A 25,922-nucleotide genomic window follows, 5' to 3' on the forward strand; every position below is an offset into this window, starting at 1 on the left:
TTAAATCTTATTTAATGTATTATGTATACAATGTTTATAAAAGTATTAGCCTTCGTCAAAAAAAAGTTAAAAAGAATATTATAATTATTTTCCTGATTTTTACTCGTGTAAACCCCTAACCAATCATGACTGTAGGTAGTCCCTGTTCAACACATTTTTTAAGAATTTTTTTAAGTTTTTTCTGGTTAGATGGCCAAGCAAGATATAAAAAACTTTTTAACTTCAGATATGCAGATGGTAAAGGTTTTTCTACCAGTTCTCTCATCTCGGGGGTGTCTGAGATTCCGGCTAAATTAAGCATGTTGGGAAGGGAATCAGCATAGTAAACAGACTCTGCGAAACCTTTACCTATTAAATCTCCATTCGGATTCTTAATATACACTCCTCCTTCTGAATATTGTGCCCCGCTAGCATTGTAACCGGTTTGTCCTCCCTCAACTATGGGTGTCATGACGAAGTTTCGAATATCTTCGGGGACCATATCTTCAAACTGAAACTCCCATTTGTTAGGGTACCAGGTATTGGTAATAAAGTACTGGTGGGGATCTGATGATTTTTTACTTTTAACCCACTCGTCAACCATTAATCTACCTTTTACATCTATTATAGTATGGTCTTTATCTATGAATTGTCCCGCTACTGCCACATCCATTGTATTTGGAGGTTGAACTCCGGTCTGATGATAAAATTTCAAATTTGTATCAGTATGGGGTGCATACATGGTGATCTCTCTATCACCTTCAAACTGGGCCATAAACCAATCCCATCCTCTGGAGCGAGATGGCTTTGTAAGGTTATTAGCTGCCCTCATTACCTCGCAACGAGGATTTCCAAGTGGTTCCAATGCATTACCCCACTGATGGTCATGCCAGAATTTACCTTCACAGAGCTGAATTTCTTTACCATCAATCTTAAGGATACTTCCGGGTTCTAGACTCAGATTAGTGGCTGAATAGTAGAGTGTTCCAATGGAACAACAACACGGCAAACATCCTTTATTTCCCTGTAGGAGCAATTCTTTGTTGGAGGATAGTTGTAGATCCACCTCTATTTCTACTGATTTTTCCCCTCCCTGGTTAACACCCCATGCCTGTACACCGAGAGGAAATAATTCATCTTTATTTTGGGATTTGATCCTGTTTTTTCCTATCGAATACTCAAACGGCTGGTTTTTTGTCTTCAGCACACCAGTTGTACCTGATACAGCGAATGGTTTGGCTTGAATGTGTTCTCCTCCAGCTTCAGCCACGGCTAACTGAAGTTCGCATATCTGGTTTTCCATGTCGGTTAATCCGAAGTTTCTGGCAATAGGAGGTGGTAGCAAGGAGTAACGATAAAACGAAACTAATATGCCATAATCTTTTCCTTCATCAGATGTGCAGTTTCCAACAAAAAAGTGCCATCCCACCTGATAACCTAATTGCGGTGTAAAATCCTGAGGAAACTGAAGATTTGCCTCTTCAGGCACATTTTGATATTTTCGACTGCTATCCATACCCAATAAATGATTTAAGGCATAAGCCTGCAGGGCTGTAAGGGATGAACAGTGTTTGATCAGGTTTTGATAACGCTTCTTGTAACTGGGGGTGTAAGAATCTGGATTGTCTATAAGATCCTGAAGACGAGAGTGCATTCTCTCTCCAAATGCCTTAGAACTATTTTTATAATTAATGATATGTTCTAAAACTTCTTCTGGAATATTTTCTGCCTTGAAATCTTCCATCCACCAAGCTCTAGCTATATTGTCCTTGGTTATCTCATCTATTTCTTCCAATAATTCTTTTTTCCCCATATTGTTTCCTCTTTAAACTTCTTCCAGAAAATATGATTTATATAGTATAATAGTTAGTCTTAATCAGCTATTTTATCTAATAGTATTATAAAGATAAAGCTGAAAATCTTTTTTGTTAATTGAATAATAAAAATAAAAAATTATGTTAAAATTAGAATACTTATTATATATTATAAATTTTGATTATGCACTAAATTAACTGTTTAAAATCAATATAATCAATATTAAATAAAAAAAATGTATTTTGAGATTAACTCTTGACACAAAGAAAATCGTAAATAATCTTTGCAGCATTTATAGCAGTTATATCTCCAAGTTGATTGGAAGCTACTTCTACCAGATCCATGCCCATTACCTCTTTTTGGGCCAGGGCAGATATTAATTTCTCCATTTGGAATGGATTTAAACCACAAGGCGTTGGATTTCCGGTGGATGGTGCAAATGAAGGATCTAGAACATCTATATCTACAGATATATAGATTTTTCCATTTATTTCATCTATTGTTTCAGTTATTGTACTGAAGTTATTGTAAACATCCTGCGAAGTGTAGTATTTTATATTGTTCTCATCAGCAAACAGTTTCTCAGGAGAAGAGCATGACCTGACTCCTATTTGAATAATATTTTTTGGATTTAAATCATAAATCCTTTTCATTACGGTTGCATGTGAATATTTTTCGCCCATATATTTATCTGCCATGTCCATATGAGCATCAAAATGAATAACCGTTACATCTTCCACACCCATAGCCTTTAAAGCAGGATATGTAATGCTGTGTTCGCCGCCTAAAAGAATTGGGGTAATTTTTTGATGGATAAGATCTTTAACTGTTGATTCAACTTTTTGGCAGGTTCTTTTAAAATTTCCAGGAATTATCTCCACATCGCCCAAGTCATGTACGGGAATTTCTAAAGTTTTATCAAGAGTAAGATTGTATCTTTCAAAATTATAGGAGGCTTGACGTATTAATGCTGGTCCATATCTTGAACCAGTTTTGTAGGTGCTGGAACTATCAAAGGGCACTCCTAAAATACCACAGCAATCTTTATCATAATATTCTGCCTTTAAATTAGAATCTTGAAATTCATTTTCATCCAATGAAAAGGCAAATTTAGAGTTATTATGAGTATAAAAAAGCATAAAATTTCCCTTTATAAGTATAAAGAAGTAATGATTCTCTCATAATACTTATACTCATTTTAATCAAGAATAACAATATCAATTATCTATATTATTTTATTCTCATTAATTTTTTATTACCCAGTGCCATAATATAATCGACTTCTGCCCCTTCAATTAACTTATCACTTAGTTCGTCAGGGATAGGCAATTCAAAGGTTTCATAAGTTTCCAGATCCATTAATTGAACATCACTCCCCATTAATGCTAAAACCTGACCAACTCTTTTATCAATTATGGGTATATCAATTTTTGTATCCACTGGTTTTACAATACTCCTCTTTTGATTGTCAAATATTCCCACAGCTTCAACTCTGGCCTTGGCTGATCCGTGTTTTCCTGGTGATGAGGTCTGGATACTGGTTATTTTTGATGCTTCACCATCTAATATGACATATTTACCTACTTTTAAAGTCTTAACTTCTACCACTTTTTTTGACATAATTCTTCCTCCGATAATTATTTTAAATGTAATTAGATTCTTATTTTTAATATAAATCTAAATTATTATATTCAAACCTATGAAATGCGTTTATCTCAAAATATGAATTAAACAGACATTATAAAATCTGAATAAATTGTAAATCAACTAGATTGCAGTAATCTAATAGTTAATTTAATCAATAATATAAATTTTGATATTAATTGACCGTTACTTTAATTTCATTATAATTATAAAATTCATTGTATAAATAAGGAATTATATATAGATACCACATGAAATTCACTTTACAAACAAAATTTTAGGGTACTACCATGAATATATCTATAACAACAGGAAAATCAGAAGGACCAACCAAACTCAATGCATTCGACAATGCACTTTTAGACGCAGGAATCGGCGATGTAAATTTAATTAAAGTTTCCAGCATTATCCCCCAGGGAACAAAAATAGTAAAACTTCCAAAATTAACACCAGGATCTATGGTAAACTGTGTTTTATCCCATGTAACCTCCGATAAAAAAGGTGACCATATAACTGCAGTTATTGCTGTAGCAAAATCAGATGATTTTGGTTGTGTGGTAGAAAATTCTGGAATAAATGCAGATCCAATTAAGATAAGAGAAGAAGCTGTGGATATGGTTAAATATATGATGGATGTACGATCTCTGCAGATTAATGAGATCATAGTAGAAGAAACTAACCATACCGTTAAAAATTGGGGTTCTGCTGTAGCTGCAGTGGTTTATTTGGAGTAAAATTATGAAAAAAGATGATACACAATTCTGGATGGATGTTTCCAAAAAAATAATTAACCAAGTCGAAAAAGCTGTATCCCCCTATGTCGGTAAGAAAAAGGCAGGTAAAGTAGTAATGATGGGAGCTGACGGTACTCCTACCAAACTTATTGATATTAAAGCTGAAACTGAAGTTATTAAAGTATTAAAAGATCTTGAACTGCCTGTTACACTTATAAGTGAAGAGATTGGTAAGTTAAAGATTGAAAATGAACCTTCTGAAGTTTATTTCGTAGTAGATCCTCTCGATGGAACCACCAATGCAGTAAAAAATATGCCTGCTTACGGTATTTCCATTGCAGTAGCCAAGACTAAAAGTAAAGAGTATCCTACAATTAACAATGTTAATATGGGTTATGTTAAAAATTTAGCAACAGGAGATCTTTATGAAGCAGTTAAAGGTCAGGGATCATTTATTAATGGTAAAAATGCCGTTCCTTCCACTATCGATAAACTGAATAACTCTCTGGTCGGTGCTTTTATTTATGGTACCAATGTGAAAAAATTAGATTATCTCTGTAAAAGACTAAGAAGGATGAGGATAATGGGTTCAGTTGCCATAGAACTATCTTACGTAGCAGACAAGACTTACGATGCATTTATCGACTTGAGGGATAACTTAAGAATAGTAGATATTGCGGCTGGTAAATTAATCGTTGAAGAAGCTGGTGGAATTGTTACAGATTTAAATAATGAAATTATTAATGGCAAACTAACTGTGAAAGATAAAACATCTATCTTAGCTGCAGGTAACAAAAAACTTCATAGGGATATATTAGATGTGATGGGGGGCATATAATGGATATTGGTATTGTTGCACGCCTTGATACAGAGGACGCAATTAAATTAGCAGATGAAATAGTTGAATTCCTTTTAGAAAAAAAGATCAATATTACTATAGATTCTTCTCTTTTTTCTAAACTAGATAAATATCAGGAATTAAGTTGTGACTTGGAGAAAATGGATGTAGACATGATCATAGCTGTTGGTGGTGATGGAACCCTTCTGAGAACTCAAAATTTTATCAATGGTAAACGAATTCCTATATTTGGTATTAACATGGGTACTGTGGGTTTTTTAACAGAAATTGAACCTGAAAATGCATTTAGTGCAATAGAAGAAGTTTTAGCTGGTAACTATTTCATTGAAAAAAGAATGCAACTGAGAGTATGTCACTACCATGAATTACCATCTGCACTTAATGAAGTGGTTATTTTGACCCGAAAACCTGCTAAGATGTTACATATAGAAATATGTGTTGATGATGAAATTGTAGAAGAATTAAGGGCTGATGGAATTATAATTGCAACGCCGAGCGGGTCGACTGCTTATGCAATGTCTGCAGGGGGTCCTATAGTAGATCCACGCGTTAACGCATTTATTATAGTACCTATATGTCCATTTAAATTGGGTGCAAGGCCTTTTGTTGTTTCCAATCAGAGTGAGATTAAGGTAAAACTGCTTAGAAAAGGTAAAAAGGCCATGGCAGTTATAGATGGTCAATTTGAAGAAGAAATTAATTATATGGACGAAGTAATATTCAAAAAATCGGATAATTATGCTTTTTTTGTTCGTTTAACCAAAGGATTTTATAGGAGAGTTAGAGAAAAATTAACAGAAGGCGGAATAAGCCCCTGAAAAGTTTTTTTCTAATTTTATTCTATTTTATGTGGAGGAGTTATCCAGATGAAAGTCTTAGTAGTTGACATGACCCACGGCGGAATAAAAATTGCCTTAGAATTCTTAAAAAAAGATTTAGATAAAGTTTATGCTTATGATATTTATAAAACTTTAAAAAAAGAAGATATTAATGTATTAACTAAAAAAGGACTAATTTTTGTTGATAAAATCCCTGACGAAGAAGATTTACTTGTTGTGGCTCCAGTACATTCTACTGTAGAAGAAAAAAATCAGATAACTCATCATGAAGCCGTTAAACTTTTATTATCCACTCGGATCAAGGTCCCGGTTATTGAAGTTACTGGAGTTAAGGGCAAAACCAGTGTTGTGTGGATGTTAAAAGAGATATTTAAGGAACAAAATCCACTGGTTTTAAGTAGTTTAGGTATTGAAGCTCTGATTGATGATAAAACCCATTTATTAGTAAATAATATAAGCATAACTCCTGCCAACATCATCAAAGCCTGTAAACTGGCTGAAAATTTCGAAATAGGTATCTTTATACTGGAAACATCTCTCGGTGGAACTGGTCTGGCTGATGTAGGAATTTTAACCAATTTGGCTGAAGATTATTCTATAGCCAGTGGAACTAAAACAGCTAGCATGGCCAAATCCCAGATATTTAATAGTAAAATGGTGGCCTGTGATTATGATGCATTTAAGTCAAAATATTCCCGTTTTAGCCAAAAAACCATTACATTCGGCTACAAAGATGATCTAACCAAAGTAGATGTGGGGGCTTCTAATGTTAATTTTGGATTGGATAATACCCACTTTAAGGCAGTAATTAATAACTTAAAAACCATAAACGGCAGGCTTTTAAATACTGAATTTGATGTTTCAACCTTTGCCCCGGCAGAACATCATCTCAACAATGTTCTCTCGGCTGTGTGTGCTTCATTAATTTTAGAAGTGCCAATCAAAACCATTCAAAGAGGTTTAAAGAATTATAGAGGAATAAAGGGACGTACATCTATAAAAAAGATAGGCAAAATTACAATTATTGAAGAAATAAATCCGGGGATAAATGTTAAAGCTGTTGAAAAATCATTTGAAATGATCTCCCCTTACAAAGATTGTGCAGTAATTTTGGGGGGCAGATATGGAATTACCTGTGAAGAAATCAATGAAGAAATGGCGGCAGATTTCCTAGATAACACCCCTAAAAATATAAAATTGATCCTAACCGATGACTTAGGTAGGAGTATAAAATCTAAAATAAATAGAAATGCAGAATATCACAGGAATATTGATGATGCCCTTGAATCTGCTATGGCAAGCGGATCTAAGACCATACTTCTGATTTACAGATCAAATTTTGCTGATATTAATATGAGATAACAAATTTTATAAAAGAGAACTAATGAATCTTTCTAAATAGAAAATTATCTATTATTATAAAAGAAAAATTATTGTTTAATACAGTATCTTATTGTTTTTATTGGAGATGGTGCATTGAAGGTTGGGACAAGAGGAAGCAAATTAGCACAAGTACAAACAAATTATGTAGTCAATGAATTATCAAAAATTACTCAAGAAGATATAGAAATTAAAATTGTTAAAACGACTGGCGATAAAATAACTGATTCACAGTTGTATAATATTGATGCTAAAGGTCTTTTTACCAAGGAACTTGATAGATATGTGCTAAATGAAGAGGTGGATTTTGCAGTACACAGTTTAAAGGATGTTCCAACAGAATTAGACCCTGACCTGGAGATAGTTGCAGTTCCACCTAGAGAATCACCCCATGATGTTTTGATATCTAACTATGAATGGGAAGAACTGTCAAATGGTTTCACTTTAGGAAGCAGCAGTTTAAGAAGAGAAGCATTCTGTAACCATCATGGAAAGAAATTTAAATTAAAACCTTTAAGAGGAAATGTAGAAACTAGAATAAAAAAAGTTTATAAGGGCGAATGCGATGCAACCATAATGGCTGAAGCTGGTTTAAACCGGTTGGGCTTATCCAAACACGTAAAAGAAAAATTTTCTCTTGAATATATCACTCCTGCCGCTGGTCAGGGCGCCTTAGCTGTAATAACAAGGGCAGATAGTGAAAAAAAAGAAGTATTAAACAGATTGAATCATTATAATTCTTCCCAAGAAGTTTTGGCTGAGAAAACTGTGCTTGGAGAGTTAGGAGTCGGATGCCAGTGGCCTCTTGGGGTTATTGCAAGAATAAAACAAAATAAATTAAATCTTTACAGTATATTACTTTCTCAAAAAGGAGAAATTTTATCACAGGTGAAATTAGATAGTTCTATTAAGGATGCTGAAAAAATTGGCGTTGATGCTGCCAAGATTATGAAGGAGGATTACGATTGAAGGAAGTTAATGTGGGTGTCATTGGTGTTGGAGCCATGGGTCTCAATCATGCTAGAGTATACTCAAGAATAGAGAATGCAAACCTTTTAGCGGTGTCAGATCTGATGAAAGATAAAGCTGATGAAGTAGCTGCTACATACAATACCGCCAGTTATAAAGATTATAAAGATGTGCTTGAAATACCTGAAATAGAGGCAGTAAGTGTATGTGTACCAACAACACATCACCACCAGGTTGTAATGGACGCTATAGAACATGAAAAACATGTTTTAGTGGAAAAACCCATAGCTTTTACCCTAACCGAAGCAAGAGAAATGGTGAAAGCTGCTAAAAAAAGCGATTTAAAGTTAGCAACAGGGCATGTAGAACGATTTAATCCAGTTGTAGATGAAGCTAAGGCTCTTATACAGGATGGATCCATAGGTAATGTTGTTTCAACCTCAGCAAAGAGGGTCGGGCCATTTCCTCCGAGAATTAAAGATGTGGGAGTAACAGTAGATTTGGCCATTCATGATCTTGATGTGATGTATTATCTTTTAGATGACCCCATAAAAGAGATCTATGCCAACATGGGAAGTATTCTTGAAACATGTGAATATGAAGATCATGCAGAGATTATGACTAAATTTGAAAGTGGAATCATAGGCATGCTTGAAGTAAACTGGCTTACACCGTACAAAAAAAGAGAACTGGAAATAACCGGTGTTGACGGTATTATATCTCTGGACTACATTGATCAAACAGTTGATGTTTATGGGAAATTTACTCAAAAAATTGGGGTTGCTCAGAAGGAACCATTAAAAGAAGAACTCAGTTCCTTTTTAAGTTCAATAATCAATGATGAAACACCAGCCATAACTGGTGAAGACGGTATTTATGCTTTGAAAGGGGTTCTTGCGGCTATGGAATCTGCCCGGAAAGAAATACCTGTTAAAGTTAATGACTATTAAATATATAAAAAAGTAGGACGTGTTTTAATGAGCGAAGAACTCATAAAAAAAGCTTCAGAACTGCGAAGCAGAGGTTTTACAACCGGAGAAATAGCAGATGAACTAAATGTATCAAAAGATACTGCTCGCTGGCTTATATTACAGGTGAGTGGGAAACAAGTTGGGAGTAAATCACAAGATGTTCCTGTTGATTTTGCAATTAATTGGGAAAGCTTAGGAGGGAGTTCCGCTAGATTAAAATATGTCTCAGCAGCCTTGGCTGATATGGCCTTGAAATACAATGAACCAGACGTTATAATGGGTATTGCGGTAAGTGGTGTGCCCTTTGCAACCATGATGGCCGATATAATAAACGTTGAAACTGGATGGGAAACTTCAATAGCTGTTTTTCACCCGAAAAAACATAGAAAAGGTGAAGATGCTAAAGGAGCTATAAGCAGTAACTTTGCATCAGTGGAAGGCAAAAAAGTAGTTATTGTTGATGATGTAATAACCAGCGGCAGGACCATAAAAGAAGTGGTAAACATCTTAAAAGATCTCAATGCCGAACCATTGCTGGTAACAGTTTTAATAGATAAAAAAGGAATAAGTGAAGTTGAAAATGTTCCTGTGGAATCTTTAATTCGAGTTCGAAGACTAGGATGAGCCATTCATATCCACGAAATAACTCTTAATTTTATTTTATTTTTTCAATTAGAATTAAAAATCTTAATTTAGGAGATATAAAATAGATAAAAAATAATTGGAAACATTAATTCCCCAGAAAAAAAATATTAAACCCTATAACGGAGAACTGCACCTACACCTCCAAAAGCTTTTAGAAGCTGCATTCCTTCTTCAGTTTCTGTGGATATTATTTCAACTTCAGATCCCACTTCTTCTGCCATCTCCACAAAATCATCAATTACATCCTTACTTTCTATTAGATTCATTTTTTCCCCACACTGAGGACAATTCTCTTCACTTTCTGTTTTAGTGTTCTTAAATGTTTTAGCATCTATGAATCCACATGAAGGGCATTCAAACTTATCTCTTCTAGAATTTATATCTTCTGACAGTAATAGAACTTCCACAGCACCCATTTCCAGGTTTTTTCTAACTTCTGCTTCACCGTAAGAAGCCAATCCTTCATCACTTACCAGTTCAGTTAAAAATTTCTGGACCAGCTTTTTTTCACGCATAACATCAATTTCAGCTAAAACATCCATGGATTTTTCAATAACTTCTCTTATACCAAATTCACCAGTATAAGAGGTGTCAACCGTTGTTATAACTTTATTTTTTATTTCATGATGCAGATAATCTCCTTTCACAAATTCTTCCTTGGTGTGACCAGGTCCACCAATTATAACCCCTTCCATTTCAGGTATGGCTAGAAAAGCTTCGTTTATAGTCTCTCCGATCCTTTTCTTAAATTCGTGCGCCGCCAGGTCAATCAAACGATCAAATCTTCTCTGTGACTGTCCACCGGCCTTATGCTTACCAGGAACTCCACTGGTTAATGTCTTAACTATGTCGATCCTTTTTCCCTTGAGAACAGCAACAGTTGCTTCTTTCCTATCAATAACTGCCAACCCATATATTTCTTTGTCACCCAGCATCTCCTGTAGAGGTTCCAGGAAAAATTCTGAGTTACAGTGATATGTGTAAGTTTTTATAGGCTCTGGAGGTTCAAAAACATAATTTTCCATCTTCTCTGTTCCCGGGCCACCTTTCGGGATCATTCCCACAAATAGAACTAACCCCTTTTCCGGGGGTTTTGGGAAAAGTTTTAATCGCTGCATTATAACTTCTATTGCAGATTGAACATTCTTTTTAGTCTGTTTACTTTTAATGTTAGCACTTTGACTCAGTTCTTCTCGCATGTGTTTTACCACATCACTAACCTGGCGATCTGGAGGAATATATACTGATACGAGTTCTGTTCCCCTTCCTTTTTTATCAGACAACTCATTGATTGTCCTTTTAAACTCGTATAACTCCTTTGATGATATTTCAGCCACTATTAACAACTCCTTATAAAAATAACAACTATTCTGCTAGTAGATAGTTGTATTATGAATATTTAATTATTTTCAAGAAAAATGCGCTTTATTTATTTAATTAGCTTATTATGTTAAGAATTTGTTTTTCATAACATATCAACATTTAGTTTTAGGTCCTATATTAATATAGAGATATGGAAAATAACCAACTTTAAGAGATTTTTTCAAAATACTGGTATTAAACCGGGATTGGTTCCAGTAATGCAGTCTCCACCATTACCAGCGACAATGAAAGTATTTTCAATTCCCACCATTCCTATGTTTTTAATTCCATGTTTTGGTTCTACCGCTAATACCATTCCTTTCTGAAGAGGTTCATTAAAACCTTGGGCAATTACTGGCCATTCATCAATTAATAATCCTATGCCATGGCCCAGGAATTTGACTTTACGATTACCATAGCCCATGAAATTTTCTAGAAAATCCTCATCTAAAGAGTTTATGATGGTACTGTAAATTTCAGATGGTATGCCTCCTGGTTTTAACATACCTGCTATTTCGTTTTGTATAGCGACACACTTATCATGCAGATCCAGAGCAGGTTGGGGAAGTGATTCTCCAAACATGTAGGTGCAAGTTTTATCAGTATTGTAACCTTCCACCCCACATCCCACATCAATATAAACCAGATCTCCTTTTCTTAACTTACGTTTACGGCTTCCAATAAGGGGGACTGCTGGACCCATACCATAACCTCCTCCCGCACCGTTAAAGGATGATGGATAAATGGAACTTTCACCAAAACAGATCTGGCCTAAAATCATCTCAGTATCAAACATTCCAAAGCGAGTTACTCCGTGATGTCCTTCCTCAATCAGTGTGTAAAATAACTTTGCAGCCAGATCTGCCTCACTCATACCTTCCACCAATAATTCAGGTACAATATCTTCCAGTACGTGTTGATGAATTTTACCGGCCTTTCTCATCCTGGATAACTCATAATAACTTTTATTTGTTCTAATTGTTGCTATTTGAGCATCAACTGGTTTAAAATCGTTGAATGGAAAGTATTTTAGAAATCTTTGATATAAAGCTAAGGGAACTACTTCTGTTTCTATATAAACTGTTGATGGAAGGTTTTCACTGTATTTAGCTGCATCTCGAAAGCTTCTCATTGATCTGATATCTGGGAATAATGATTCATTTAATGCTCTTTCATAACTTCGACGAACCCAGAATGTGGCCTCATCATCCCGGGGAATAATTAACATACCGTCCTGCATGGTTCCTGTGAAGTAATATAGATTGATTTTACTGAAGATTACTGCCACCTTCCAGTCTGGATCTGTTTTACCCATATGATCCCTAAAACGTTTCATACGGTTTTTTAATTCAAGTGAAACTACTTTCCTCATATTAAAATACCTCAAATTTTGTTAAAGTTCTCCTTATTTGAACATATGAAATATATTGATGATATGTTAATGAAAACTTTCGTTTTTTATAAATTAAATAATTCACTATATATTACAATCTAAACCTGAAACTAACATATATATCGATTTTTTCTCATAAATTATCAGTAGTTCAAGATTTTAAAAATAATTCTAAAAAATATTGTTGTTATAATTTGAACTACTCTTTTAATTATCGATTCTTTTTATTATATTTGAATTAGATTTTTTAAAGTAAAAAAAATCATGTAGATCTATACCAAAAAAAAGTAAAAAAAATAATATTAAAGTTCAACAGTTTCTTTATATATGGCGTTAGATTCGTCCCCATCAGAGAATAGAGTATCAAAGATTAAAACATCTACTTTAGCAGGCACTTCGTCGCCAGTGATGTAACCATTACCAGTTACTTTTAGTGTTTGGCCAGATTTGACATTATTAATGTTCCAAACTAATGAATTTTTTTCAATTATAGCACCGCTGGAATCGTACCAGATCAAAACCATTTCGAGATAGTCATAATCCTTATCAGGAACTATGGTGGTTTTTACATCATACATACCATATCCTTCAGATACTACTTCTAAGTTGGATACCTTTAAAGAAGAATCTGAAGTCCCATTATTGGAGTTACTATCTGTACAACCACTTATTCCTACAATTCCCATTATCAAAAACACTGCTAAAACTATCACAAATTTATTTCTCATTTTTTTATCTCCTTGAATTCCTGAATGTTATTATTTTCTTAAAACAGCTACTAAACCTGCAATACTTAACAATATAGTTCCAAGCACTCCAAATAGTGAAATACTTATTAATAACCATATTGCACTTACTATTAGCACAATTCCTCCTATCTTTGGATTTTTGGTAACATATATAGAACCAACTATCCCGACAATTATGCTAAAATTGCACTTATGCTTAACAATACTATTTCATCACTGCGAAACTGCCAAATAAAACTGCAAATGTTCCTCCTAATAATCCAAAAATTCCACCAACAATACCTAATACTAATTCAATAGTTCTTGAAGTTTCTTTTAATTCATTTGACAACAGTAAACCTCCATAATTTTTATGTTCATATCAACCTATTTTCCCTATTTTCCAGTTGATATATATACATTATATGTTTTACATATAATTGTTGTCATTTATACTCAATAATAAAGTATAAATATCAAAACTGGGATAATCAGTATAAATTAATATACCATCCATGTATATTTTCATAAAGAGAAGAATTATGAAATAGTTATAAATTGATGAATGAATGTTCCTTGAAAAAGACCATATAAAGGAAAATTATATGATATTTAGTTCAAACATAAGCAGAATGAGTAATATTTAGAAAAATACATTCTACTAACTAACAAAAGAGAACTAAATAAAAATACAGCTCATTAACTAACAAAAGAGAACTAAAATTTATATAGTACCTTAATAAATTAAAATATGTAGAGCAATGAGATTGAAAATCAATCTAACATCACAAATGAGTAATTATTTAATTCCTTATAATTACAACCACATCCTTTCTGCTATTATTTATCGTAAGATATCTGACCTTGATTTAGCAGCAAAACTTCATTTTTCAAAGGATTATAAATTTTTTACTTTTTCACAGATTTACGTTCCACAATTTAAACGTACAAAACAGGGCATTATTTCCAGAAATGGAAAATTAGAATTCTATGTTTCTTCTCCTAATGATGACTTAATAAAAAGCCTCGTAGAAGGGCACCTTGAGAACACCGAAGTAAATTTCAAAGGTGATAAACTACTGGTGGAGCAGATTGAACTTCTAAAAAAACCTATTTTTAAAGAAAATATGAAAATGAAAACCATGTCACCAATTATGGCCAGAATAAAGCGAGAAGTTGGGGGAAAACTTAAGATATGGGATCTGGATCCTGGAGATGAGCGGTTCTATGAAAGTGTTCAGAAAAATTTGATTAATAAATATGTTAAATTTTACGGGGATTTTGATGGTGAAAGGTGGGTTAGGATAAAGCCTGATATGAAATCTGCTAAAAGGCGCAGGATTGATATTAAAGGAACTTATCACAGATGTTTCATGATGAATCTTGAGATTGAAGCTGATTTGAGGCTTTTGGAATTTGTTTATGATTGTGGGCTTGGTGAGAAGAATAGTATGGGATTTGGGATGGTTGAATAATGGAGGTCAAATATGAGTGAAACAATTTATGATTTTACTGGAAATCCATTTGTAGATGCGGGAATTTGGGCTATAAGTCAATGGGTTGGTAAAAAACCTGACGAATTGGATAAAGATGACTTAGAAAAGGCTGCAGAAGAAATATTTGATATGGTTTATTCAAATGAAAAATGGTTTCGTTCTATTCTTCATGGAATGGTTTTTCCTAATGGTAAAGTTTCGAATCCAGGGGATTTTAAAAAACCAATAGCTGAACGGAAGAAAAAAGCAATTGAATATTATAATAGCTTAATTGAAGAAATAGGGCCTTTGAATTCTTCTGGATCCTGTATAGGTTGTGGAAGGCGCAATATTAAAAATAGATATTTTAAATCGGAAATGCCATTAACAGGTTCTGGTGCTATGGTAAACTATTTTTCTTATGGTACGAAAGGCGCTGACTACTGTTCTGCATGTGCATTTGCGGTTCACTTTTCCCCGTTAATTATGTACAAATGCGGCGACTTACTTTTACTTCATTCTAATTCTGAATTCTTGATGAAAAATTGGTCTAAAAAATCCATATATAATTTAAAGAAACAGTGGAAACTTAAAAGCATTAATGGTTGTTTTAATGAAGGATATAAAAATACTAAAAATGCACTTTTCCATATCGTTGGAATGATAATAATGGATATTGAAGGGAGAATGATATCTTTAGATCAAATTTCTTTAACGTTTTATCGTTTTAAAAATTTTAATCAAGGCGCTAATTTAGATATTTACTACTTTCCTACTCCCGTTTTTAGATTTTTAACTTATATCAATCAAGATGAAAAAGCAGATGATTGGAAAAAAATAGTCAGAAAAGGATATGCATATGTGGACTGGGAAAAAGTAAAAGAAGAAAATGAATATAAAAATAGTCAAAATACAGTTTATAACAATCTTTTAGATAATAAGTCTATTATTGGATTTTTTATTGACAAAAAAAATAAAGAAGCTATTGGTGGATGGGATTTAATTAGTCAATATCTTGAGGAGGTAAGAAATATGGATAAAAAGCGAGTTGAAGCAATTAAGGATGTTGGAGATAGATTATCTAGTTATATTAAGCAGACAGAGGATATTAAATCTCTTATAAAATTAGAAAATGCTACTAGATATGATACTTTCAGGAATATACTAAGAATTATAATAAAGAAACGGATTAAAAATGGAGAAAAAGAACCTTTGTTTTCATTTGATGAATATGTAACTTATCTTTTCCCTGAAAGCTCTTCAGGATGGAAAGAAACTCAAGATCTACTTTTATTTAGAATTTATGAAAATTTAAATGAATGGATGGCTATAGATGAAATTTCAAAAGATTTAGCTATAAATGAAGAAATTGAAATGGGTGAAGAAAATGTCTAAAACAATAGTTGGCTTTATTTTAGTAGATGCGCCACATTCTGCGCTAAATAACGCAGGTACGGACGCTGGCGAAAGAACAGATAATATTGTAAAAGTTAAATCAATATGGAAGGGTAAAAAACTATATCCATATGTTTCAGGGCAAGCTTTAAGATATTGGTGGAGAGACACATTAGAACAAAAATTTGGATGGAAAATGTCTCCAATAACTAGGGAAACAAAAATAGCATTTACAGAAGCTAATCCTATTGAATATGATGATGACGATGTTTTTGGTTATATGCGGGCAGCCAAAATAAAAGAAAACAAAGAAAAAACAGATGGAAAAGCAGTTACAAGAATTTCTCCGTTAAAAAATTCGCCATTAATTTCAATAATTGGACATTTTCCTGAAAAGGATTATGGCGTAATGGCTAGACATGAAGGAAATCCAGTACCTTACGAACATGAATTTTACGCAACGATTCTTAAAGGTATTTTTTCAATAGATCTTGACAATTTAGGAGTTTTTTATGGAGTTGAAAAAACTGGATATAAAAATATGTATCCAATGCTTGAAGAAATCGCTGAAGAGCAAGGATTATCTCATGAAGAAAAAAATAAAAAATGGACAATGCCTGATGACATTAGAATAAAAAGAGCCCACGATGTAATCAAAGCTCTTCCATATCTTCAGGGAGGGGCAAAATTGACATCTCATTTAACTGATGTTTCTCCAAAATTCATAGTACTCGCTGCAATTGATGGTGGTAACCATATTTTCATGAATATAGCAAAAGAAGAAAATGGAGAAGCTATAATCGATTTTGAAGCTCTTAAAGAGGTCATAAATGACTACTCTGAATCATTACTTACCAAAGTTTACATAGGCCGTAGGAAAGGGTTCATGGATGAATTAGATCAAGATATTGCTAAATTAACCCAAGAAAACGAAAACATTAAATCAGGAACTATCAAAGAAGCTGTAGATCAATTAGCAGATGAAATTCCCGAGCTGATAAAATCATGAAAACGCTAAGAATATTGATTGAAGGTTGGGTAACTTCTTTCAGATACCCTGCTTTTATCAGCGGATTTCAGCCAACTTTACCAGTACCTCCATTAAGTACAGTTTATGGCCTTATATCTGCAGCTAAAGGAGAATTAGTTACTCCAGAAGACTTATCTGTTGGTTATATATTCAATTACCAGGGAAAAGCAGTAGATTTAGAAACAATATATGAATTATCTGGTTTAAAAGGTAAATCAAACGTTATTAAAAGAGAATTTCTCGTAAATCCTGAAATTTATTTATATATGGATGATTTGGATTATCGAGATTACTTTAAAAAACCGCACTATCCTCTCCTTTTAGGGCGTTCAACAGATCTAGTAACTATCAGTGAAATTAAAGAAGTAGAGCTTGAAAAAAAATCAAACATAAAACTTGGTAGAACCATACTCCCATTAGGCACAAACGGTGCTTTTGGTACTATTCAATCATTACCAACACATTTTACTAACACAATTCCACGTAAAGCAGTAGGCACTAAACCATTTATATTAATGAACCAGTTCTTTGATTATCAAGATGAATGTTATTTTGATAAAGAAAAGGAGTGGGGAGTTTGGTTCCACAAATGAACATTGAAAAAGGCCTTTTAGCAAAACCAGATGAGACAATCTTACAACACACAGAAAATGCATTAAAAGTATTTAAAAGTATTAAAAAAGCTTATGAAAATGTTCCGGAGTTATGTGAGATCGATGATTTCTGGGAACATCTTTTTTATTCTATTTTTTTCCATGATTTTGGAAAAGGAGCAATAGGTTTTCAGGAAATGCTCAAAGATAGTGAAAATAAGTTAAGATGGAAATATCGCCATGAAATGCTATCTGCTGGGTTTGTTTCAGCTTTAAATTATGATGATTTTTACAAAAAAGCAATAGGACTTGCTATAATTACTCATCATAAAGATATAAATAAACTCCGCGAGCGATATAATACGTTTCCAAGTCCTAACGGTAAAAAACTTTATCAAAAAAAATTAAATGAATTAGAACCTAATTTTAAAGAGCTATTAAGCTACTTTGAGTTTATAGGTCCTTGGAGTGAAGAATATCTGGGATATAAATTAGATAATTATTATTTAATTTCTTCAATGGATGAATTAAAAGACGTTTATAAAGATTCAGCGCTTCCTTACTACATTGAATGGGAAGATGATGAATATTCTACATTACATGGGAAATATGGAATATTTTTAAAGGGTTTTGTAAATGCCTGTGATCATCTGGCTTCTGGTTCAAAATATGAAATTTTAGATGGCGTAAAAGATATGCGTTCAATATTTAACTTCCCTGAACTTCGAAAAATCCAAAAAGAAGCTCTTAATACGCATGGAAGTGCTTTTCTTACTTCCCCTACAGGAAGCGGTAAAACAGAAGCATCTCTTTTTTGGAGCGATACTAATCAAAATTCCATCAAATCAAAGAGAGTCTTTTATTTACTGCCCTACACTGCAAGTATCAATGCAATGTATAAAAGACTTCAAAAGGACTTTAACAATAAGGAGTTAGTGGGATTATTACATGGAAAAGCATCGTATTTTCTTTATAAAGCATTTTCAGATGACATAGACAACTATGATATAACAAAAAATAAAATCAGGGCAATAAAAGGATTGTCTAAAAAAATTTACAGACCATACAAAATTCTCACTCCCTTTCAGATACTTAAAGCATTTTTTGGGACTAAGGGTTTTGAAATGCAACTTTCAGAGATGACCAACGGTTTATTCATCCTTGATGAGATTCATGCTTACGATGCACATACAACTTCGCTTATTCTTGAAATTCTAAAAATTTTGAAAAATAATTATAATGCTGAAATGTTAATCATGTCTGCTACTCTTCCAACATTCATTAAAGATTTATTTAAAAATAATTTGGGCATTTCAACTGAAATAAAAATGAATAAAGAAGAACTTGAAAAATTTACAAGACATGAAGTGAATGTTATCCGTGGAAACATACTTGATAATCTTGACATAATTAGCAAAGATTTAAATGAAAGAAAACGGGTTCTTGTAGTGTGTAACACTGTTTTAAGAGCTCAAGAAGTCTTTGAAGAATTATCTGAAGGTATAGATAATAGTGCACTTTTGCATAGTAGATTCATGCTTCGAGATAGGGAAGAAATTGAAAAATCTTTAGATAATCTCGATTTGCTGGTTGGAACACAAGCAATTGAAGTATCACTTGATATTGATTATGATGTGTTATATTCAGAGCCTGCACCTATTGATGCTCTAATCCAGCGCTTTGGTAGAGTAAATAGAGAAGGATGGAATAAAAATAAAGTTGCTTTAGTTAATATTTTTTCTGAAGGTTCTGAAAAAGATAAATATATTTATAATCCTGAAATTGTTCAAAAAACAGTGCAAAGTCTTGAAAATGTGGTTATTTTAAGAGAAGACATTATTCAAAAACTTGTAGATGATGTATATTCAGAGGGATATGTTGGAAAAGATAAAGAAGAGTTTAACAGAGTACAAAAGCATTTTAAGTCAGTTAATAAGCAGATAGTTCCTTTCATTAATGATAGTGAAAGTGAAACGGAGTTTTATTCTCTTTTTCAATCTTACGAAGTAGTTCCGTTTAAATATAAGTTTGACTATCTAGACGAAATAGATAAGAAAAGATATTTTGAAGCAATGAGCTATTTCCTTTCTATTAGTATTGGACAATTTAAAAAACTTGCAAAAGAGAACAATATAGAATTAGACAATGATACGTATTTTGTTAATGCATTTTATGACAAAGAGTTGGGTCTGAAATTAGATGCTGAAGAAAATTGTTTTATTGGATAAACTTCCTCAATCCAGAATATAATTGGAAGTAAAAATATGCTTTCAAACTCTGAAAAACAACTCCGGATAATAGGAACCCAAATTAATTACTATTTCATCTGCAAGACTAAACTCTGGCTTTTTTCTCATCACATCCAGATGGAACAGGAATCTGATCTAGTTTCTCTTGGAAAATTACTGCATTCACAAAGTTACAAAGATGAAAAAGAGTTTACCATTGACAATCTAATCAGTATTGATTTTATTAAAAAGCAAGATTATTTAGAGCTTCATGAGGTCAAAAAGAGTAATAAGATGAAAGAATCCCATGAATACCAGCTTCTTTACTACATGTATTATTTAAAAAATGAGAAAGGTATTGAAAATATCAAAGGCGTAATTAATTATCCTACAATAAGAAAAAAAGCTACGATTATTTTAGATGAGTCTAAAGAGAAGGAATTAATGAGTATAATTGAAGATATTGGTAGAATTATTAATAATGACACTCCAAAACCTGAAAAAATGAAAATTTGCAGGAAATGTGCATATTTTGAGTTTTGTTGGGTTTAATTTTTAATAGTGGATCTTGTGTGTTGGTGAGCTAATGAAAAAGAATTATTATTTACTGTCAGATGGGCTGCTTAAAAGAAGGGAGAATACAGTTTACTTCGTAAATAAAGATGGTAAAAAACCAATTCCAATCAATAAAATTTATTCTATCTACGCTTACGGTTCGTTAACTATATCATCCCAAGCAATTCATCTTCTTGCAAAAGAAGGTATCCCTGTTCATTTTTTTAATTATTACGGTTATTATGATGGTAGTTTTTATCCCAGAGAGAAGCTTTTATCTGGGGATCTGATTATAAATCAGGCTGAACATTATCTGGATCATGAAAAAAGAATTTTCATAGCTAAAAGGTTTGTGGAAGGTGCTGCAAAAAATATGGGAAAGGTACTTAAATATTACAACCTTGAAAATCAAATTAGCAGCATATTGCCAGATCTAGATGGTTGCAACATGATAACTGAGGTTATGAATGTTGAGGGAAGAATACGTGCTGATTATTATAGAAAAATGAATGAAATTCTTCCTGAAAGTTTTAATTTTGATAAAAGAGTTAAAAGGCCTCCTGAAAACATGATAAATGCACTTATAAGTTTTGGAAATTCAATGCTGTATTCTACGGTTTTATCTGAAATTTATAATACTCAACTTAATCCTACCATTTCATATCTTCATGAGCCCTCTGAGAGAAGATTTTCCCTGGCTTTGGATCTGAGTGAGATTTTTAAACCAATTTTAGTGGACAGGTTGATTTTTTATCTTGTAAATAAGAGGATGCTTGGTGAAAATGATTTTGAAAAGGAACTAAATTATTGCCTTTTAAATGATAAAGGCAGAAAAACCTTTATAAAAACGTATGATGAAAGGCTTAAAAAAACTATTAAACATAGGGAACTTAAAAGGAAGGTTTCTTATAAAAGATTAATACGTTTAGAGTCTTATAAACTTATAAAACATCTTTTAGGGTCTAAAGAATATAAACCATTTGTGATGTGGTGGTAACTTATAAGAGGTATGTTAATGTACGTGATTATTGTCTACGATATTAAAGTGGAACGTGTGAATAAAGTTAAAGGATTTTTGAGGAAACATCTTTACTGGATTCAGAATTCTGTCTTTGAAGGAGAAGTTACCAAAAGCGAGCTTGAAGAAATAAAAACAGGATTATTGGATATAATTGAGAAGGATAGTGACTCTGTAATAATATACCGATTTAGGACTGCGGATGCATTTGATAGAAAGGTTTTAGGCATTGAAAAAGCACCGGTAGATGGAATAATTTAATTTATAGGCTTTTATAGTAACATTAATTATTTTTTTTATATTTTTTTGTCTTTTGAGTACTGATTCTGGATCGTTTATCAGAAAAATTTTTAACTGAAGATTAAACTTACACTAGGTTATTTTATATCTAAATTGATTCTAACTATGTAATTCATATTCTTTTCAAAATATTCCCCATGATTATATCTATAAATAATAAAAAAAAGTATATAGTTTCCATTCCCCCTTTAAAGTATCTCTTTTAATAAGTCGTCGTTCCTTATAAATGAATTAGGGAATTGTAAATCGACAATTTTAAGTTGTCTATAGAGTAAATTATAGTATGTATTTTAGGAAATATGGCAAATTTTGGGCCTGTTAAAATCAGACTATTTTAGGATTGAAATGAAGATAAGCTATTCATACTGAAAGAAAGAAGTGTGTTAAAATCAGACTATTTTAGGATTGAAATTACAAAGCACGTAGAATTGAAAAAGACACAATATCCGTTAAAATCAGACTATTTTAGGATTGAAATGGATTTGTCTGTGGTTGATGGAGACGTGATCACTAGGTTAAAATCAGACTATTTTAGGATTGAAATCTATGGGCAACTAAAGATCAAGATGACAACTGGATAGTTAAAATCAGACTATTTTAGGATTGAAATGCAGTCACCAGATCAAGAGCATAATATATAAAATTAAGTTAAAATCAGACTATTTTAGGATTGAAATGTACTTAGGCTGCAACTACACCTTGCTGTCGAAGTGGTTAAAATCAGACTATTTTAGGATTGAAATCTGGTAAGGCTGCATTCATAGCAGCGGTGGGTATAGTTAAAATCAGACTATTTTAGGATTGAAATTTATTTTACAAAGACTTGGAAAAAGCAGGGCTGGATAAGTTAAAATCAGACTATTTTAGGATTGAAATCGAAATCTTTGATTAAAGGAGGAATTTGTGATGGTAAGTTAAAATCAGACTATTTTAGGATTGAAATTTACAACTTATGGGATTGGAGTAAAAGTGTAGCAACAGTTAAAATCAGACTATTTTAGGATTGAAATGTATTATTTTATAAATTATTTCAAACAGAATACTCAGTTAAAATCAGACTATTTTAGGATTGAAATTCATAATAAAGAATTAATTCTTCATAATGTTTAAAGTTAAAATCAGACTATTTTAGGATTGAAATATTGTTGAAGAATAAATAATTTTTAGTATTTTATTTGTTAAAATCAGACTATTTTAGGATTGAAATTATATCGGGAAAGAGGAGAAGGTTAAATATTGTTTTAGTTAAAATCAGACTATTTTAGGATTGAAATTATTAGTTGCCTCCTTCAGCGTCTATTAATTCGTGTTAAAATCAGACTATTTTAGGATTGAAATAAAATATGATTGGCTATCACTACACATCGCATTCCGTTAAAATCAGACTATTTTAGGATTGAAATATACCGTTACGTCACATTCCTGCCCTACGAAGTCCTGTTAAAATCAGACTATTTTAGGATTGAAATGAAAAATAAAAAGAAAAAAGGTGTTAAAAAGTGGAAGTTAAAATCAGACTATTTTAGGATTGAAATCCGTGTAAACGGCTAATTGTCACAGCGTTAATTGGGTTAAAATCAGACTATTTTAGGATTGAAATATGCACTTATCAGGTAATAATATGATCCGATTGGAAGTTAAAATCAGACTATTTTAGGATTGAAATATGCCTTTGTAGAGGGTGTGGGTGGAACTGTTATTGTTAAAATCAGACTATTTTAGGATTGAAATATGTTCAAATCAAGAGTTTGGTCTAACGAATTCACGTTAAAATCAGACTATTTTAGGATTGAAATAGCTTGTAATATTAGATGCTGTGTCTAACCAGTGCGGTTAAAATCAGACTATTTTAGGATTGAAATGCTGAGTTTGTAGATGTACATAATTTCATCAACACGTTAAAATCAGACTATTTTAGGATTGAAATGCATTGCAAATAGTAAAGTGTATGTGTACCAAATCAGTTAAAATCAGACTATTTTAGGATTGAAATTAGAACAAGCATACCCGCACCTATCGTCCGACAAGTTAAAATCAGACTATTTTAGGATTGAAATATGGTAGTCATGTTATTGTAAGAATAGAGCAGGAAGGGTTAAAATCAGACTATTTTAGGATTGAAATTATACTAGTAAGAGGGAGATACTGGAAATATAAGTTGGTTAAAATCAGACTATTTTAGGATTGAAATATTGGAAAGTGATAGTAGTAACCGGGCCGTGGCCCAGGTTAAAATCAGACTATTTTAGGATTGAAATCTGTGATAATCACATGCATATCCATAAATGATGTGGGTTAAAATCAGACTATTTTAGGATTGAAATCTAATTATAATCTATTGTTAACAAGCCAACCACAAAGTTAAAATCAGACTATTTTAGGATTGAAATGATTGTTAAAAAGTTTTGCAGCATATCTAGGAAAAGAGTTAAAATCAGACTATTTTAGGATTGAAATGAAAATCGGGGGAATAGTAGGATCTATCAGGAGAGTTGTTAAAATCAGACTATTTTAGGATTGAAATATGCACGTGTGGGTATACGGTTTTTGTGGAGTCATGGTTAAAATCAGACTATTTTAGGATTGAAATACCAGCATTTTTTTCTTTTGCTTCATCCTTCTTTTTTGTTAAAATCAGACTATTTTAGGATTGAAATAAAAGAAGCAGAAAAAATACGGAAAAACCTAACCTTGTTAAAATCAGACTATTTTAGGATTGAAATAATTTAAGGAGATACTCATATAATTCAGGGGAATATGTTAAAATCAGACTATTTTAGGATTGAAATTAACCTCACAGGGAATTAAAGGTGCAAGTACAGTTACGTTAAAATCAGACTATTTTAGGATTGAAATTGATGGGCGTGGTTACTTCCTGACAAGGACAAGTGTTGTTAAAATCAGACTATTTTAGGATTGAAATCAGACAACTGCTAATCCTTTGAGGAAGACTGCATAAAGTTAAAATCAGACTATTTTAGGATTGAAATCGTCTATGATTAATACGTTTGGGATTTTCTTTTTGCGTTAAAATCAGACTATTTTAGGATTGAAATCTGTAACTGATCGGCCAGATCAAAACTATCACAAACGTTAAAATCAGACTATTTTAGGATTGAAATACGGTATAGGATGGTGGTCTTCATGCACAAGTGTTAGTTAAAATCAGACTATTTTAGGATTGAAATTGAAAAAAAGTTGGAGCTAAAAAATAAAACTTCATTGTTAAAATCAGACTATTTTAGGATTGAAATGAAACAAGCACGATGGAGGTTGGCGGTCTTGAAATAGTTAAAATCAGACTATTTTAGGATTGAAATTTTAGTCTCTGTATCGTAGCGGTAGAATATCAGTCGTTAAAATCAGACTATTTTAGGATTGAAATGATTAACACTCACTCTCATTTTTTACATAAAATGGAAGTTAAAATCAGACTATTTTAGGATTGAAATCAGAAATATTTATAAAAAAGTTTAGTAAGTTTCATAGTTAAAATCAGACTATTTTAGGATTGAAATGGTTAAAAGAGGCGTTTAGTAATCATGAGTTCAGCGTTAAAATCAGACTATTTTAGGATTGAAATTTTATAAATCATCGGCAGGAGGTGATGTTGCTTAGGTTAAAATCAGACTATTTTAGGATTGAAATTTTTGGTTGTAAGACACTGACAGCATTACGAAGGTTAAAATCAGACTATTTTAGGATTGAAATATAGTTTTGGTGGTGATTTGGCGTAGGTTTTTTAGTGGTTAAAATCAGACTATTTTAGGATTGAAATGCGGTATTTTAGTGAATTGAATGAGGCAGGGTTTTTAGTTAAAATCAGACTATTTTAGGATTGAAATAGTAATCATATAAATTATATTATTACAGTAAATAAGAGGTTAAAATCAGACTATTTTAGGATTGAAATCTTGTATTAGAGACAGATAATTTGGTTTTAGAGCGGGTTAAAATCAGACTATTTTAGGATTGAAATACAAATAATCGTATCTGGTCAGGGAAATCGA

21 protein-coding genes, 1 pseudogene and 1 CRISPR repeat array (1 of these 23 only partly in view) are annotated in these 25,922 nt (G+C 32.3%); of the genes and pseudogenes, 15 read left to right on the forward strand and 7 right to left on the reverse strand.

Annotation, left to right across the window (positions count from 1 at the left end):
* Positions 1-115 precede the first annotated feature (115 nt).
* The 3 genes from CIT01_02175 to CIT01_02185 form a co-directional block, all read right to left on the reverse strand.
* Positions 116-1,792 carry a hypothetical protein gene (locus tag CIT01_02175; GenBank protein AXV37092.1) on the reverse strand — a complete coding sequence of 559 codons (1,677 nt, stop codon included), beginning with the start codon at positions 1,790-1,792 and terminating at the stop codon, positions 116-118.
* 250 nt (positions 1,793-2,042) lie between these two features.
* Positions 2,043-2,933: an agmatinase gene (gene speB, locus CIT01_02180; GenBank protein AXV37093.1), complete on the reverse strand. Its 891-nt coding sequence runs from the start codon at positions 2,931-2,933 to the stop codon at positions 2,043-2,045.
* A gap of 91 nt (positions 2,934-3,024) precedes the next feature.
* Positions 3,025-3,414 (reverse strand): translation initiation factor IF-5A, encoded by a 390-nt coding sequence (locus CIT01_02185; GenBank protein ID AXV37094.1) that lies wholly within the window; start codon positions 3,412-3,414, stop codon positions 3,025-3,027.
* Between the two features lie 314 nt (positions 3,415-3,728).
* Here CIT01_02185 and CIT01_02190 point away from each other — a divergent pair, with 314 nt between their 5' ends.
* From CIT01_02190 to CIT01_02220, 7 genes are all read left to right on the forward strand, one after another.
* Positions 3,729-4,172: an arginine decarboxylase, pyruvoyl-dependent gene (locus CIT01_02190; GenBank protein ID AXV37095.1), complete on the forward strand. Its 444-nt coding sequence runs from the start codon at positions 3,729-3,731 to the stop codon at positions 4,170-4,172.
* Positions 4,173-4,176: 4 nt separating this feature from the next.
* A complete protein-coding gene (locus CIT01_02195) occupies positions 4,177-5,010 on the forward strand; it encodes an inositol monophosphatase (protein AXV37096.1) in 834 nt (277 codons plus the stop codon).
* Positions 5,010-5,849, forward strand: a complete 840-nt coding sequence (locus CIT01_02200; GenBank protein AXV37097.1) for an NAD(+) kinase — start codon at positions 5,010-5,012, stop codon at positions 5,847-5,849. The genes CIT01_02195 and CIT01_02200 overlap by 1 nt, the downstream gene beginning before the upstream one ends.
* A 48-nt stretch (positions 5,850-5,897) precedes the next feature.
* Positions 5,898-7,232, forward strand: a complete 1,335-nt coding sequence (locus CIT01_02205) for a hypothetical protein (GenBank protein ID AXV37098.1) — start codon at positions 5,898-5,900, stop codon at positions 7,230-7,232.
* A gap of 114 nt (positions 7,233-7,346) precedes the next feature.
* Complete coding sequence (locus CIT01_02210; protein ID AXV37099.1) at positions 7,347-8,219, forward strand: hydroxymethylbilane synthase; 873 nt, start codon at positions 7,347-7,349, stop codon at positions 8,217-8,219.
* On the forward strand, positions 8,216-9,169 hold the full coding sequence (locus CIT01_02215) for an oxidoreductase (GenBank protein ID AXV37100.1): 954 nt from the start codon (positions 8,216-8,218) through the stop codon (positions 9,167-9,169). The genes CIT01_02210 and CIT01_02215 overlap by 4 nt, the downstream gene beginning before the upstream one ends.
* Positions 9,170-9,196: 27 nt before the next feature.
* Positions 9,197-9,814, forward strand: a complete 618-nt coding sequence (locus CIT01_02220) for an orotate phosphoribosyltransferase (GenBank protein AXV37101.1) — start codon at positions 9,197-9,199, stop codon at positions 9,812-9,814.
* A gap of 128 nt (positions 9,815-9,942) precedes the next feature.
* Here the strand turns inward: CIT01_02220 and prf1 are convergent, their stop codons facing one another.
* From prf1 to CIT01_02240, 4 genes and pseudogenes are all read right to left on the reverse strand, one after another.
* Entirely contained in the window at positions 9,943-11,172 is a 1,230-nt protein-coding gene (gene prf1, locus CIT01_02225; protein AXV37102.1) for a peptide chain release factor 1, read from the reverse strand.
* 206 nt (positions 11,173-11,378) lie between these two features.
* Entirely contained in the window at positions 11,379-12,569 is a 1,191-nt protein-coding gene (locus tag CIT01_02230) for a peptidase M24 (protein ID AXV37103.1), read from the reverse strand.
* Positions 12,570-12,892: 323 nt separating this feature from the next.
* Complete coding sequence (locus tag CIT01_02235) at positions 12,893-13,318, reverse strand: hypothetical protein (GenBank protein ID AXV37104.1); 426 nt, start codon at positions 13,316-13,318, stop codon at positions 12,893-12,895.
* A 30-nt stretch (positions 13,319-13,348) separates the two neighbouring features.
* Positions 13,349-13,670 (reverse strand): annotated as a pseudogene (locus CIT01_02240) (hypothetical protein).
* Between the two features lie 409 nt (positions 13,671-14,079).
* Between CIT01_02240 and cas6 the strand changes: the two are divergent.
* From cas6 to cas2, 8 genes are read left to right on the forward strand one after another with little or no spacing between them, the layout of a single operon-like run.
* Entirely contained in the window at positions 14,080-14,793 is a 714-nt protein-coding gene (cas6, locus tag CIT01_02245; GenBank protein ID AXV37105.1) for a CRISPR-associated endoribonuclease Cas6, read from the forward strand.
* A 12-nt stretch (positions 14,794-14,805) separates the two neighbouring features.
* Complete coding sequence (cas8a1, locus tag CIT01_02250) at positions 14,806-16,188, forward strand: type I-B CRISPR-associated protein Cas8b1/Cst1 (GenBank protein AXV37106.1); 1,383 nt, start codon at positions 14,806-14,808, stop codon at positions 16,186-16,188.
* Positions 16,181-17,197, forward strand: coding sequence for a type I-B CRISPR-associated protein Cas7/Cst2/DevR (gene cas7i, locus CIT01_02255; GenBank protein AXV37107.1), 1,017 nt, complete (start codon positions 16,181-16,183; stop codon positions 17,195-17,197). Before cas8a1 ends, cas7i begins: the two co-directional genes overlap by 8 nt.
* A complete protein-coding gene (cas5b, locus tag CIT01_02260) occupies positions 17,194-17,811 on the forward strand; it encodes a type I-B CRISPR-associated protein Cas5 (protein ID AXV37108.1) in 618 nt (205 codons plus the stop codon). Before cas7i ends, cas5b begins: the two co-directional genes overlap by 4 nt.
* Positions 17,808-20,039, forward strand: coding sequence for a CRISPR-associated helicase/endonuclease Cas3 (locus CIT01_02265; protein ID AXV38695.1), 2,232 nt, complete (start codon positions 17,808-17,810; stop codon positions 20,037-20,039). Before cas5b ends, CIT01_02265 begins: the two co-directional genes overlap by 4 nt.
* Before the next feature lie 36 nt (positions 20,040-20,075).
* The gene (gene cas4, locus CIT01_02270) at positions 20,076-20,591 is read left to right on the forward strand and encodes a CRISPR-associated protein Cas4 (protein AXV37109.1); all 516 of its coding nucleotides are present in this window, start codon (positions 20,076-20,078) and stop codon (positions 20,589-20,591) included.
* A 34-nt stretch (positions 20,592-20,625) separates the two neighbouring features.
* Positions 20,626-21,591: a subtype I-B CRISPR-associated endonuclease Cas1 gene (locus tag CIT01_02275; protein AXV37110.1), complete on the forward strand. Its 966-nt coding sequence runs from the start codon at positions 20,626-20,628 to the stop codon at positions 21,589-21,591.
* Positions 21,592-21,609: 18 nt separating this feature from the next.
* A complete protein-coding gene (gene cas2 / locus CIT01_02280; GenBank protein ID AXV37111.1) occupies positions 21,610-21,873 on the forward strand; it encodes a CRISPR-associated endonuclease Cas2 in 264 nt (87 codons plus the stop codon).
* A 356-nt stretch (positions 21,874-22,229) separates the two neighbouring features.
* Positions 22,230-25,922: a CRISPR direct-repeat array (repeat unit 30 nt; unit sequence GTTAAAATCAGACTATTTTAGGATTGAAAT); it runs 1,423 nt beyond the window's last position.

The organism is Methanobacterium sp. BRmetb2, from assembly GCA_003491285.1.
In the GTDB taxonomy this organism is placed as follows: domain Archaea; phylum Methanobacteriota; class Methanobacteria; order Methanobacteriales; family Methanobacteriaceae; genus UBA117.

Coding starts and splice junctions, on each gene's coding strand:
- cas2 (AXV37111.1), top strand. CDS start 21,610: ATGTACGTGATTATTGTCTACGATATTAAAGTGGAACGTGTGAATAAA.
- CIT01_02185 (AXV37094.1), bottom strand. CDS start 3,414: ATGTCAAAAAAAGTGGTAGAAGTTAAGACTTTAAAAGTAGGTAAATAT.
- cas4 (AXV37109.1), top strand. CDS start 20,076: ATGCTTTCAAACTCTGAAAAACAACTCCGGATAATAGGAACCCAAATT.
- CIT01_02200 (AXV37097.1), top strand. CDS start 5,010: ATGGATATTGGTATTGTTGCACGCCTTGATACAGAGGACGCAATTAAA.
- cas7i (AXV37107.1), top strand. CDS start 16,181: ATGTCTAAAACAATAGTTGGCTTTATTTTAGTAGATGCGCCACATTCT.
- CIT01_02190 (AXV37095.1), top strand. CDS start 3,729: ATGAATATATCTATAACAACAGGAAAATCAGAAGGACCAACCAAACTC.
- CIT01_02195 (AXV37096.1), top strand. CDS start 4,177: ATGAAAAAAGATGATACACAATTCTGGATGGATGTTTCCAAAAAAATA.
- CIT01_02265 (AXV38695.1), top strand. CDS start 17,808: ATGAACATTGAAAAAGGCCTTTTAGCAAAACCAGATGAGACAATCTTA.
- speB (AXV37093.1), bottom strand. CDS start 2,933: ATGCTTTTTTATACTCATAATAACTCTAAATTTGCCTTTTCATTGGAT.
- CIT01_02175 (AXV37092.1), bottom strand. CDS start 1,792: ATGGGGAAAAAAGAATTATTGGAAGAAATAGATGAGATAACCAAGGAC.
- CIT01_02275 (AXV37110.1), top strand. CDS start 20,626: ATGAAAAAGAATTATTATTTACTGTCAGATGGGCTGCTTAAAAGAAGG.
- cas6 (AXV37105.1), top strand. CDS start 14,080: ATGAGATTGAAAATCAATCTAACATCACAAATGAGTAATTATTTAATT.
- CIT01_02230 (AXV37103.1), bottom strand. CDS start 12,569: ATGAGGAAAGTAGTTTCACTTGAATTAAAAAACCGTATGAAACGTTTT.
- CIT01_02235 (AXV37104.1), bottom strand. CDS start 13,318: ATGAGAAATAAATTTGTGATAGTTTTAGCAGTGTTTTTGATAATGGGA.
- CIT01_02205 (AXV37098.1), top strand. CDS start 5,898: ATGAAAGTCTTAGTAGTTGACATGACCCACGGCGGAATAAAAATTGCC.
- cas8a1 (AXV37106.1), top strand. CDS start 14,806: ATGAGTGAAACAATTTATGATTTTACTGGAAATCCATTTGTAGATGCG.
- cas5b (AXV37108.1), top strand. CDS start 17,194: ATGAAAACGCTAAGAATATTGATTGAAGGTTGGGTAACTTCTTTCAGA.
- CIT01_02220 (AXV37101.1), top strand. CDS start 9,197: ATGAGCGAAGAACTCATAAAAAAAGCTTCAGAACTGCGAAGCAGAGGT.